This window comes from Delftia acidovorans SPH-1 (assembly GCF_000018665.1).
Lineage (GTDB): Bacteria > Pseudomonadota > Gammaproteobacteria > Burkholderiales > Burkholderiaceae_C > Comamonas > Comamonas acidovorans.
The window spans coordinates 1,458,149-1,470,716 of the sequence record NC_010002.1 but is presented as its reverse complement, the minus strand read 5'-3'; the positions used below and the strand labels follow the sequence as shown (position 1 = coordinate 1,470,716).

The window sequence follows — 12,568 nt, the reverse complement described above, 5'->3', positions numbered from 1 at the left end:
AGATCACGATAGCTCCCCATGCAGGCTGCGCAGCGAGGGCGCTGCCTGCGGCAGGGCTCGGGCCTTGCGGTAGGCCGGACGGCTCCACAGCCGCAGCAGGCTGGCCACGTGCCATGCGCCATGGCGCAGGCTGCGCCGGCTCGCCCTCTGGCCCGCATGGACGACAGGCAACTCACCGCGCCGAAGCTCTCCGCCCAGCACCCGCAGGCGAAGGCACAGATCCACATCCTCACAATACATATAGAAACCTTCGTCAAACCCACGCAGCCGCATCCAGCTGTCCCGGCCCAGCACCAGGCAGGCCGCATTGACCCATTCCACACGCTGCTCCACACGCCCGTGCAGCTTGCGTCGCAGCAAATTCCAGAAAGATGGCAGCTCCCGCTCGAAATCCTGCAGCGTGCCGTCTTCGCCGATCTGCGGGGGATAGGCCAGGGCCAACCCCGGCCGGGCCGCCAGCGCCAGAAGCTCTTGCAGCGGCTCTTCCTGCGCTCCCCAGTACACGTCAGGATTGATCACGCAGACAAACGCCTCCCGGGCATTCGCCAGCGCCCGGTTGTGGTTGCAGCCAAAACCCAGGGGTTGCGCATTGCGCCGGATCTCCAGGACAAAAGGCCAGCCGGTCGCTGGAGCCAGGGGCTCCGGTTCGGGAATATTGAGCGTCAGCACCACGCGGGACATCGGCGCAAGGCGCGCCGATGCCAGGCATTCAAGCAGCCTCTGTATATGAGCGCCATGTCCGTGGCTCACCACCGACACGACCAACGATGAACCCATCAATGCCGCCCTTCAGATCTTCAAATTCCAACCCGCATACCTGCGCCGAAAAAACGGCGGCTCCGAGTATTCAGCGGAAGGCGCCCGGAAGGCGTCAGCGGGTATGCCGTGATGCAAGGAAATGCAACAGCCGCACAAAATGTCATTAACCCGCCATGCCATGCAATCACTGCGGTGGCCGGGATTATGATGCGCGACAATCTGCCGCCCGGACTTCCGGGATTTTTTGCGCCTGGCGTGGGCATGCCCTGCTGCTCTCTGCAGACCGGCCACGGTCGACTGGCGCAGATGAATATGACGGGCGATCGATCCCTGCCCGGACCGCGCCTGGCACCTCATTTCCTATGACCACACCCATTCCCGATCCCCACGTCTACCTGCGCACCGTCGATCTGAACGAGCGCACGTCGCTGTCCGTGCTGGCCGGCCATGTCCGGGCCCAGGCGCACATACTGGATCTGGGCTGCGGCAGCGGCGCGCTGGGCGCCTTTCTCGCCGAGCACAAGCAATGCGTCTGCGACGGCGTCACCCTGAGCCAGGAAGAGGCCCGCCATGCCGCGCCCTTCTACCGCCATGTCCATGTGGCCGACCTGGAGGACTGCGACCTGGACCAGCTCTTCGGCGACGCGCGCTATGACTACATCGTCTGCGCCGACGTGCTCGAGCACCTGCGCCAGCCCGAGCGCATCCTGGCTGCCTGCCGCAAGCGGCTGACGCCTGAAGGCCGTCTGCTGATCTCCGTACCCAACGCAGGCTACAGCGGCCTGGTGGCAGAACTGCTGCACGGCGAATTCCGCTACCGCGAAGAAGGCCTGCTGGACCGCACCCACCTGCGCTTTTTCACACGGCGCTCGCTGTCGCGCTTTCTGGCCGAGCAAGGCTGGCAGGTGGATGACATCGACACCATCGAGCGCGCTCTTCCCGAATCGGAATTCCGCGTCGCCTACGACAGCCTGCCCCCGGCCGTTGCCCGCCACCTGCTGGCCACGCCCGATGCACTGGCCTACCAGTTCATCGCCAGTGCGGCGCCCGCCGCCCAGGCACTGCCCATCGAGCCGCCGCTGAACTACCCACAGGGGCATGCACTGTTCACGGCCCAGCTCTATATCGCCCACGATGGACGGTATGAGGAACACAACAAGCTATCGACTACAGGAAGCATCGGCCAAGCCCGCCAGACCCTGCGTTTCCAGTTGCCATCTGACGGGGCGGCTGTAAGTCATCTTCGACTGGACCCTGCTGACCGTCCTGGCTTTGTGCATTTGCACCGGATTTCGCTGGTGGATACCCACAATGGCACAGCTTGGCAATGGATGCCGAAGGATACTGAATCAGCACTACTGGGACAGCGCCCCCATCAACAGATCGCATGGAATGCGCCCTGCCCTCCCGCAGCCTTCTCGTTGATGCTGCTGCTGACCGGTGATGATCCCTGGTTCGAACTGCCCATTCCCTCTTCTATCCTTGAAACGCATCCAGGAGCCTCGCTTGAGATAGAACTGGGCTGGCCCATGTCCGCAGACTATCTGGCACTCTCGCAGGTGGTTCGGCCATTGCAGAGCCAGCTTGAGGAGGCAGCCGCCGCACAGGACCGATGGAACCATCAACGCTCCGAGTTGGAGAAAGATATCCAGCACCGCGACCAAACTATAGGTCAGCTCAAGCACCGCAACGCCCTGCTCGACGAAAGCCACCAAGTACAAAGCCAAGAGCGCGCACGCTGGCAGCAGGAAGCCAGTCGGGTACAGCGTGACTTTGCGCAGCTTGTGCAGCATCTACACAGTATCGAAAACTCCACCATATTCCGGGCAACGCGCCCGCTCGTCCACGCAAAGATGCGCCTTGATCGACTTTTGGGCCGCAAACCGGTAGCGGCGGCTGTCCGTACACCCGTACCACAGACGATTCCCGACCTCCCCGTAGATGTGATTGTTCCCGTCTACCGAGGACTGGATGACACGCGCGGCTGCATCGAATCCGTGCTGGCCAGTCAGTGCCGAACGCCATGGCAGCTGATCGTCATCAATGACGCCAGCCCGGAGCCAGGCGTCACACAATGGCTGCGTGAACGCGCGGCGCAGGACAAACGCATCACTTTGCTGGAGAACGAGGAGAACCTCGGCTTCGTCGGTACCGTCAACCGGGGCATGGCGCTGAACACCGCCCATGACGTGCTGCTGCTCAACAGCGACACCGTGGTCGCCAATGACTGGCTGGACCGCATCCGCCAGGCTGCCTACGGCGATGCACGCATCGCCTCCGTCACGCCGTTTTCCAACAACGCCACCATCTGCAGCTATCCGCGCTTTTGCGAGGGCAACGATCTGCCGCCCGGCCTGGACACCGCCGCCATCGACGCACTGTGCGCGCGCACCAACCCCGGCCAGGTGGTGGACGTGCCCACCGGCGTGGGCTTTTGCATGTACATCCGCCGCGACAGCCTGAACGCCGTCGGCCTGTTCGATACCGAGCACTTCGGCAAGGGCTATGGCGAGGAAAACGACTTCTGCCAGCGTGCCGCAGCCGCTGGCTGGCGCAACCTGCATCTGCTGGACACCTTCGTGCTGCACACAGGCGGCGTGAGCTTCGGAGAGAGCAAGAGCCCGCGCGAACGTGCTGCCATGGAAACCCTGCGCCGCCTGCATCCGCGCTACGAAGCCGATGTCATGGCCTTCGTCCAGGCCGACCCTGCGCGCACCGCGCGCCTTGCGCTGGACGTGGCACGCCTGCAGGCACAAGCCGCACACCAGCCTGTGGTGCTGGCCGTGCTCCACGACCGGGCGGGCGGCACGGTGCGCCATGTGCGCGAACTGGCGCAGTTCCTGCAAGGCAAGGCGCTGTTCCTCATGCTCTCGCCAGCCGCAGGTGGCACCGTGGTATTGCGCCGTGCCGAGGAGAAGGAGGCATTCGAGCTCGCCTTCCGCATCAACGACCAGATGGAGGAGCTGGTGCAGGCCCTGCGCCAACTGGGCGTGGTGCACGTGCACTACCAGCATCTCCTGGGCCACAGCGAAGCCATCCTTGACCTGCCAGCACGCCTGGGAGCTGCCCATGACTTCACGGCCCATGATTTCTATACCTACTGCAAGAACATCTCGCTGACCGGCATAGACAACCGCTACGTCGTTCCGCTCCGCGCGGGCGAGTGCGGCTGCTGCGAACCCACGGACACAGCCCCCTACGCCGGCACCGTGGCCCAGTGGCGTCATCGCAATGCGCTGCTGCTGAACAACGCTCGCCATGTGCTGGCCCCCAGCCAGGACACGGCCAGCCGGATTGCCGGTTTCGTGCCCGGTGCCCGCGTCCAGGCGGTTGCCCACACCGACCTGCCGGCACAGCTGCCGGCCCCGGTGGCACACCCGCTGGCCGCCACGGCTCCGCTCAAGATCGTCGTACTGGGAGCCATGAGCGCCATCAAGGGCGCCGACGTACTGGAAGCCGTGGCGATCGAAGCAGCCAAGCGGGGAGCTCCTGTGGAATTCCATCTGCTCGGCTATGGCTACCGCAGCCTACAGACACAACCGCGTGCACGTCTTACCGTACACGGAAGCTACGAGGAGCATGAGCTGGTCCAGTTACTGGAATGGTTGCAGCCTGACCTAGCCTGGTTCCCAGCTCAATGGCCCGAAACCTACAGCTATACCTTGAGCGCGTGCTTGGCAGCGGGCCTTCCCATCGTCGCACCAGATATCGGTGCATTCCCGGAACGGCTCGCCGGCCGCTCCTGGTCCTGGATTCGTCCCTGGGATGCCAGCGCCTCGCAATGGCTGGAGTTCTTTGTCCAGGTTCGCGAGCACAATTTCCTTACAGGGCAATCGCCAGAACGAACATCTGCCACCGAGCAATCCGTCGCCCATTCAGGCAATGCCTTCTATGGCGACAGCTATCTTCGAGGCGTGCACGCCCGCAGCGAAGCCGTGCAACACCCCCTGGACGTCGCCTTTCTTGCCGCTCACAGCCTGCAGCGGAAAAACCATGCTGCTCAGACATGGGCTCTGACAGCGCTCGCCCATCTGCGAGCACTGCCCATGCTGCGCGAGATCGCCAGACGCATCCCCGCGCATTGGCAGCGGCGAGTGAAAAACTGGCTTCAGGCTTGACTTCAGGCACCCCGTCTTCTTCGCATGGCCCACCGAGGACGGGGATCCCATTCACTCAGCACCATCTTCCCCCGGGCGCTGCTGCAAGATTTCATGGCAAAGTCCTGCCCAGCTTCGAGCCCTCTCTACGCCTCGCCAATCATGTGTCCCATCTTCCAGCAATGCCGCCATCTCGTTGAACGAGTATGGCGCCTATGGATTTACCTGCTGCTTGGCTGTATTTTCCAGGCGTCGACACTGGCGATGAATCCCCCTACTGAGCTCGCCGATCAAGGCTTCCTAGAAGATATCCATTTCGACGCGTCCCATAGGCAAATGACGGTCAAGGGATGGAGTGCGTCTGGTCGCAGCAACGCTTTCCCGACCTTGGCCACCATTTATTTGGACAATCACGTGGTCTACAAAGGTCGCCTGAACTCGCTGGCTTACCCCAGACCTGATGTGGTACAAGCAACCGGAAATCCGAGCTGGGCCAACACAGGTTTTCACATTCGTTTCTTTCTTGATCCGGATTTCCCATCGGGAACATACGCAGTAAAAATAGACATCACGACGACGGACGGCCATCAATTTCCATTGCTTCTACAGGACCAGACCAGGCAGATCACGCTGAATCAATCAGCTCGCTCCAGCCGGATTGCAAGAGCCATTTTTCTACTTGCTTTTTCGCTACCTGTATTTTTTTTCCTGATCTCCTTTAAGGCTGGCTTCTTCCCTCGAATAAAAAGTTTAAAACTTTTTGGAATCAGTATCGCACTGGCATTTTTTATTCTCGTGACCGGTGGATGGACAGGCTCCTCTGTTTCAATGCTGTTTTCCGGGAACGACTTAGTTGAGCACGATGAAAAATCTTGGCTTGGTAGCAGCCAGATCATTCGCAGTGACGAATGGCACGTCATCACGGCAATGGCCATCAGCCAATTCAATGCAGCAGCAACGGATGGAATTCCGAGAAGATTCGAGAACATCAGCACCGTTTTCTCTATTGCCGGACACAACATGAATACCGTTGGAATGTCGGGAGTCCCTGTTTCCAACCCATCCGCAATTGCAAGACCAGCGACTTGGGGATTTTTCTTCCTAGATTTACGCAGTGCACTTGCATGGTACTGGTGGTTTCCATTTTTTGGGTGCTTCTGTACATGCCTCTGGGTACTGGCACGCATATTTTCCCTGCGCTGGCAAGCTGCCGCCGTCATCGCCCTGACCATCAGCGCATCCCCTGTTTCCGTAGGGTGGTCAGGCTGGCCTGCCTATGTATTGTTTTTCGCCATACTGGCTTTTGGCATGTTCTTGACAGCATGGACACAGAGATCCATATGGCAAATTATTGCTCGATCATCCATAGCGGGTTGGGCAATCGCGGGCTTTGTTCTTACACTCTACCCGGCTTGGATGATAGTGGTCGCCACGCTGTTGCTGCCCTTAGCCCTGGCATGGTTGTCTATGCAACGCGTGCAATGGAGCTGGAGCTGGAGCTATCGCCAAGCCATCTTGTTGCTATGTGCAGGAATAGTCTGCTCTCTGCTGATGCTTTCGTGGTGGAGCCATACGGCAGATGCCGTATCTGCCATCACTTCTACTATCTATCCCGGCAAGCGTGCGGAGACTGGTGGATACATGGACCCTTGGTACCTGGTCCGCGGACTGTATGGACCGGACCAGATGTTCCATATCACAGACATGTCGGTCCCCAGTGATGCAGGCTCTTATATCTTCCTTTTCATACCTTTGTTTATTCTCTTTGGTTGGCAGCAAATCATCCACATCAAGAAGCATGGCATTCACCAACTTGATTGGACAGGAGTTGTGTGCCTGCTATTTACTACCTGGGTGATTTGTTTTTCATATTTTGGAATCATGCCGTGGGTTGCGCAGATCACGCAATGGTCCAAGGTCCCAGTTTATCGAACCGATATCGGCCTGCTCCTCGCCCAGAGCATAATGCTTGCCCTCGTCATCCGGAGCTATTGGCCTCAGCAAGTCGACAGCAGTCGGCCGACAGTTCTAAAAGATCAACACTCTATGCTCATGGGGGTAATCAGCGCAGCCGCTTGCATCTGGCTTGCGCTTTTTTCTCTTGCAAAGCTGCCCGCCGCAATTTCAGAAACAATCACACCAGCATTCGCAATAATAGCAATATCTGCCTATGCGATTCTGGCCTACCTCATCCCGAATCAGAAATTCATTTCCGCGCTGGCAATTTATAGCATTTGGATGCTCGGAACCTCACTGCCATTCAATCCTGTTTCACAGGCTCCGAATCAGGTCAAACCTAGCCAATTACTGAATCAGATTGAGTCGTTGACAACCACCCAGCAGGAACGCTGGGTTATTCTGGATGAGCACCGAATCTCAATAGGATTGGCGGCCTCGGGCATCAAGATAGGCTCAGGGATCTTCTACCATCCACCCTTTTCACTCTGGGAAAAACTAGATCCGCAAAAGATATACTTCAACACCTACAATAGATACCAGCACCTCACCATCGAAGGCGCCGAATTAAAAGAGGGAGATTTCGAACCCGTACTCCATAGCCTGGATCACGTACTATTGAAAATAGATACCAGAAGGTTTGATTTTTGGAAAATGGGAGTCACACACATCGCGGCTCCTCGCAGACACGAGGCACAATTAATGCAAAATCCTCATTTGCAGCACCTTAAAACCGAGGGAAATTGGTGTTTCTACCGAACCGTTAGATGACGGCCAGCTGAAAATGCCTGACCGACATCGACTTGCTTGAGCCGTCAGGTAGTGCTCTTACCCAACAGCAGCATGATCTCGTTGTTCAGCAGCCAGTCATCCTGGTAACGGCCCTTCAGTGGAGCGGGAATCGGCAAATCCACCTGGCGGCGCTCCTGACGGAGCAACTCGAAGCCTGCCTGCTTTGTCAACTCCACCAACTCATCGGCTGTAAGTCTGTTCAACGCCTGGTATTCCCTGAACACGAAGCGCTTGTAGCCGTCAACGCCAAAATCAGAAAAACCGAAATCCACCTCCGATGCATCGAGTGGGCCATCATGGGCTTCGATGATGCGCCACAACTCTTCCTCCGACGCCATCAGATGATGCCAGGGCACATCGTCGTAGCGCCGCAGATGAGATCCCCATGGTGAATGGAATAGCGGCTCGATCTGCAAAAAGAACACCCCGCCCGGGCGTAGACAGGCATGCAGATCGGCAAGAATGGGCAGCACCTTGTCGCGTTGCACATGCTCGAAGGTAGACCATGTGAGCATTCCGTCGTAGCCCGCATGCCGCGTGGCCAGGGGCTCGTTGGGCACGATGGTCTCAAAGCTGAGCGCCGAAGGCACACGCGACATCCCCAGTTGCTCGCGAGCGATGCGCGGCAACTTGGTGTACTCCTGGCGGATGTCGATGCCGTGGATTCGGGTGGCCCCATGGCGCAGCACCAAGGCCAAGTCTGTGATGCCGTCGCCGCAGCCGAAGTTCAACAGCCGCGCCTTGGACATGTCCAACTCCTGCCCCAGCCAACTATGTACCACGTCGGCCGCATAGTCGAAATGTGCGCGAAACCACTCATCCGTGATCTTGCCTGCATCCCACGGAGCCAAGCCGAACAGTCGCTCCTGCCAACGGCGCCCCCACAAGCTCAATCGATCCGCCATATTCCTCCTTCAGTTCAACATCATTGCCGGGCGCAAAAGCGCGGCCATTGTCCCCAGAGATGCCACGCTGCCGGGCTCTTCCAGATCAGTGCCTCCAGCTGAGCGAGCATTTCCAATGTCATATCCTGCGCGCCAGCACCGGGGCCGAAGCACATGATTTCCAGAAATCTCTGGCCACTGGCCACATCCAGCCCAGTTGCATAGACCGCATAGGCCTGCGACTGTCGCGCTGCCATCTCGGGTATGGCTATCGACAACAGCACCTGTTCGCCCAGCAGCCCAAACACCTGCCCCTTGCCAGAGCCGTCCTGGGGCACATCGAGCAAGGCCAGAATCTGTTCATCGCGCGCAAGCGCGTCCTTGACCTGGCGCAATCCCCTTGGCACAAACACCAGGGGTTGTTCGAGAGCCTGCTCAACGGAACGCAATCGCGCCTTCACGTAGCGCATGAGCACCCATCTGCCATGGAAGCTTGCATTCTCAGCCGGGGCGGAGAGCGCGTGCACGCTCAGCCCCGCCTTCCGCGCATGGCGCAGGCCCCACATTCCCGCACCCCAATGGAACGTGAACAGAAATGAAGGCCTTCCATGCTCCATCCAATCGCCACGGACCTGCAAGTGGCGGCGCATCCAGGCATCGGAACGCGTGCGATGCAAGTAATGGTCCGCATGGTCCACCAGTTGCACCAGCTTGCGCTCCCACAACCAATGGAGCCGATCCTGTGCAAACCCCTTGGCATGGGCCTGACGCCAGTCTGCCTCGCAGGCCTCACGATATAGCCATTGCCATCGCGCCAGACGCCGGAAAATCCGAAAGCAAAATGTCCAAGGCAGCACGGCAGCCAGCCCGGGAATCAGCACCAGTTCCAAAAGGTCCCTGCCCTCGCACCACAGGCGCCGCACCATGGCTTTCAAGGCGCCTCCCAGCGGTGCGGCAAATGCACGATACCCGGCAGCGGCTGGTCAGAGATAAAGCGCAGGGACCGAAAACGCAGCCACTCATCCATGACCATCAGACCCGTCTCATCAAACAGATAGGCGCTGACCACGTAGTCGCCTGTATGCAGCGGCAGCTCGGGAAAGCGCAAGTCCATGCCCCAGCTGCCGTCTGCCTGCCGCACAGGCTTCACGCCCTCCGTATGCATGGCCACTGAGGTGATGCCCACACCATTGAGCTGCTCCAACATGAAGCCAAAGCTGGGCGCCGCCTCATTCGGCACATGGGCTCGGAAGCGCAACTCCAGGTCATGACCACGCAGGATCGGCAGTCCGTCGGCCGAGGCCTGTGCAGCATCAAGCCCAGGCATGTCCACCGACAACAGATGAGCGGCATCGCTGGCATGCGGCTTGTTTGAAAGTGCAGCCTCCGCCTGTGCCTGCTGCTGCGGCAAGGCCTGCGGGTGTTCCCCGGAAGATTGTCCTGGCTCCTCACCCGCACGACTTGCGGCTTCATAGGCGGCCAGCACGCTTTCGGTTTCGCCCAGTGCATGCACCTGCCCCTTGACCAGCCACAGCGCACGATCACATAGGTGGCGGATGTGATAAGGGCTGTGTGAACAGAACAAAATTGTGCAACCGCTGCGCCGAAAATCCAGAATGCGCTCTATACACTTCTTCTGGAAGCTCTGATCACCTACAGCTAGCGCCTCGTCGATGATCAGTACGTCGGGCCGCACAGCCGTCACCAGCGCAAAGGCCAGCCGCACCGTCATACCCGACGAGTAAGTCTTGACGGGGCGATCCAATGCTTCGCCCAACTCGGCAAAAGCAACGATCGCCGCCTCTAGCGTGCGCATCTGTGCTGCATCAATGCCAATCAGGCTGCCACCGAAATACAGGTTGTCGCGCCCGCTGAACTCTGGATGGAAGCCCGCCCCCAGCTCCAGGATCGCCGTCACGCGCCCGTCGCGCGAAATGCTGCCGGTGGAGGGGTGAAGCGTGCCGGCCAGCAGCTTGAGCAACGTACTCTTGCCGGCGCCGTTGTCACCGATCACACCCAGGCATTCGCCGCGGTGCAGGGCGAAGGACACATCGTGCAGTGCCCAGTGGCTGCGGTGCAGAGCCTTGCCCGTCAGCAGGGCACGTGCGCGGCGACCCGGTGAATCGTAAAGCTTGTACTCCTTGCCAACGCCCTCGACGCGCAATGCCACGTCCTGCGATCCCTTGTATTCCATCGCTGCGTTCATAGCCAATCCACCAGTTCATCCCGGCTGCGCCTGACCAGGATCGAAAGCACCACGGCCAGCAGCAGCATCCAAGCCAGCAACGCCACCCATACCTGCCACTGCGGCCACATCCCCTGCAGCAAAGCCGACTGGTAACCCAGCACCAGCGCCGTCACGGGATTGAGCCACAGCAGCCAGCGCCACTGCTCGGGAAACAAGGTCAGCGGAAACAGAATGGGCGACAGATAAATGCCCACGGACAGCAGGAAACCCACCAACTGCACCGTATCGCGCAGGGCTGCGGCCAGGATGGCCAGCGCATAGCCCAGCAGCAGGCTCAGGCACAACTGCGCCAGCAGCAGCGCAGGCACGCTGGCTACTGGCCACTGGAATCCGTGCAGCGGCGCATAGGCCAAGGCCACCAGCAGCAGCAGCGGTGCAAAGATGATCTGGCTGGCCAAAACGGCCCGCACGGGAAACAGCACCGTAGGCAAGGCATTCTTTTGCAGCAGCCCGCCCGCGTCGATCAGGCTGTTCATGCCGCGCGATATCGCATCGCACATGGCCATCCACGGCAAGGCCCCCACCACCAGGAAGGCGCCGACGGCGCGCGTGGGAGCGCCATCGCCCAGCCGCATGCGAAACACCACGTCGAACACCAGGTAGTAGGCAGCCACGGTGCACAGCGGCTGCAGATACAGCCACACCACACCCATTGCCGTGCCCTGGTAGCGTGCCGCGACCTCGCGCCGCGTCAACACCCACATCAACTGGCGCGAGCGCCACAGCGCGCGCCATTCATCGCACAAGGTCCGCATGCCACTCCATGGTTTGCATCCGCCGGCCCGCTACACCATGCCGCAGGCCGCAGCAAAACGGCCTGCCTTTGACAGGCAGGCCGCGAAAAAACAGGCGCAAGTCTAAGCCAAGCGGCCCGCTACGTCTGTCAGAAGATGCACCTTCTTATTGGGCCTTAGGCTGGGCAGCCTGGCTTTGCGAGTATGCCTGCACAGCAGCCTCATCCACCTTGAACTCCTTTCGGATGGCATTGGCTGCAGCCACACGGCCTTCAGCCTGAGCCTGTTCTATCACTTCCTTGACCAGGGCCTCACGCACTTCGGAGAAGGATTGCTGGCCGGCAGGCTTGCGGTCCAACAACTGCAGCACATGGAAGCCGAACTTGCTCTGCACCGCGCCACTGATCTCGTTTTTCTTGAGCGCAAAGGCGGCCTGCTCGAACTCGGGCACCATCTTGTCCTTGCCGAAGAAGCCCAGGTCGCCACCGCGCGCGGCAGAGCCCTTATCGGCCGAACGCTCCTTGGCCAGAGCCGCAAAGTCGGCGCCACCGCGCAACTCGGCAACCAGCTTTTCGGCCTGTGCACGCGCGGCATCGTCCGTGCCGGCAATCAGGATATGGCGCACATGCACCTGCTCCTCCACCGCGAAGCGCTCGGGGTGGGCCTTGTAGATATTGCGTGCCTGGCCTTCGGCAGCTGCTGCCGAAGGCGTGTTGTCCGCATCGATCTTGGCCAGCCAGGCATCGGACAGGATCTTGTCACGCGCCACATTCAGGGCCGCCTGTGCAACAGCATTATTTCCCAGACCTTGTGCCTGTGCCTTTTGCGCCATCACGCGGCGCACCAGCAGGTTGTCGGCGATCTGGCTCACATTCTGAGGACGCGCCAGCAGGCCTGCTCGCACCTCGGGAGGAATGCGCTGCGCATCGGCCTGCAGATCGTCCACCGTCACGCTCACGCCTGCACCAGAAGCCAGCACAGCGGCGGGCTGCCCGGCAGCCGGCTGTGCGGCCAGCGCCAACACTGGAGTGCACAGCGCCAAGCTCAGGAAGCCCTGGCGCAGGGTATGTCGGGACAAAGGAAACTGCATTGTCATAT

8 protein-coding genes are annotated in these 12,568 nt (G+C 60.1%); 2 read left to right on the top strand and 6 right to left on the bottom strand.

Annotation, left to right across the window (positions count from 1 at the left end):
* Positions 1 to 3: 3 nt before the first annotated feature.
* Positions 4 to 777 (bottom strand): glycosyltransferase family 2 protein, encoded by a 774-nt coding sequence (locus tag DACI_RS06670; RefSeq protein WP_012203249.1) that lies wholly within the window; start codon positions 775 to 777, stop codon positions 4 to 6.
* Between the two features lie 344 nt (positions 778 to 1,121).
* On the opposite strand from DACI_RS06670, the gene DACI_RS06665 reads away from it, so the two are divergent.
* Together DACI_RS06665 and DACI_RS06660 are read left to right on the top strand one after the other, a co-directional pair.
* The gene (locus DACI_RS06665; RefSeq protein WP_043780812.1) at positions 1,122 to 4,877 is read left to right on the top strand and encodes a methyltransferase domain-containing protein; all 3,756 of its coding nucleotides are present in this window, start codon (positions 1,122 to 1,124) and stop codon (positions 4,875 to 4,877) included.
* A 243-nt stretch (positions 4,878 to 5,120) separates the two neighbouring features.
* Positions 5,121 to 7,583, top strand: a complete 2,463-nt coding sequence (locus DACI_RS06660; RefSeq protein WP_225971047.1) for a DUF7657 domain-containing protein — start codon at positions 5,121 to 5,123, stop codon at positions 7,581 to 7,583.
* Positions 7,584 to 7,627: 44 nt separating this feature from the next.
* Here the strand turns inward: DACI_RS06660 and DACI_RS06655 are convergent, their stop codons facing one another.
* From DACI_RS06655 to DACI_RS06635, 5 genes are all read right to left on the bottom strand, one after another.
* Positions 7,628 to 8,509, bottom strand: coding sequence for a class I SAM-dependent methyltransferase (locus tag DACI_RS06655; protein WP_012203246.1), 882 nt, complete (start codon positions 8,507 to 8,509; stop codon positions 7,628 to 7,630).
* A 20-nt stretch (positions 8,510 to 8,529) separates the two neighbouring features.
* Entirely contained in the window at positions 8,530 to 9,414 is an 885-nt protein-coding gene (locus DACI_RS06650; RefSeq protein WP_043780809.1) for a lysophospholipid acyltransferase family protein, read from the bottom strand.
* Between the two features lie 5 nt (positions 9,415 to 9,419).
* Positions 9,420 to 10,694: an ABC transporter ATP-binding protein gene (locus DACI_RS06645; RefSeq protein WP_012203244.1), complete on the bottom strand. Its 1,275-nt coding sequence runs from the start codon at positions 10,692 to 10,694 to the stop codon at positions 9,420 to 9,422.
* On the bottom strand, positions 10,691 to 11,491 hold the full coding sequence (locus DACI_RS06640; protein WP_012203243.1) for an ABC transporter permease: 801 nt from the start codon (positions 11,489 to 11,491) through the stop codon (positions 10,691 to 10,693). Before DACI_RS06640 ends, DACI_RS06645 begins: the two co-directional genes overlap by 4 nt.
* Positions 11,492 to 11,636: 145 nt before the next feature.
* Entirely contained in the window at positions 11,637 to 12,548 is a 912-nt protein-coding gene (locus DACI_RS06635; RefSeq protein ID WP_225971046.1) for a peptidylprolyl isomerase, read from the bottom strand.
* Between the last annotated feature and the right edge of the window lie 20 nt (positions 12,549 to 12,568).

Excerpts from the sequence above, each read along its gene's own strand:
- DACI_RS06670 (WP_012203249.1), bottom strand. The coding sequence starts at position 777 with ATGGGTTCATCGTTGGTCGTGTCGGTGGTGAGCCACGGACATGGCGCT.
- DACI_RS06655 (WP_012203246.1), bottom strand. The coding sequence starts at position 8,509 with ATGGCGGATCGATTGAGCTTGTGGGGGCGCCGTTGGCAGGAGCGACTG.
- DACI_RS06645 (WP_012203244.1), bottom strand. The coding sequence starts at position 10,694 with ATGAACGCAGCGATGGAATACAAGGGATCGCAGGACGTGGCATTGCGC.
- DACI_RS06650 (WP_043780809.1), bottom strand. The coding sequence starts at position 9,414 with ATGGTGCGGCGCCTGTGGTGCGAGGGCAGGGACCTTTTGGAACTGGTG.
- DACI_RS06640 (WP_012203243.1), bottom strand. The coding sequence starts at position 11,491 with ATGCGGACCTTGTGCGATGAATGGCGCGCGCTGTGGCGCTCGCGCCAG.
- DACI_RS06665 (WP_043780812.1), top strand. The coding sequence starts at position 1,122 with ATGACCACACCCATTCCCGATCCCCACGTCTACCTGCGCACCGTCGAT.
- DACI_RS06660 (WP_225971047.1), top strand. The coding sequence starts at position 5,121 with ATGAATCCCCCTACTGAGCTCGCCGATCAAGGCTTCCTAGAAGATATC.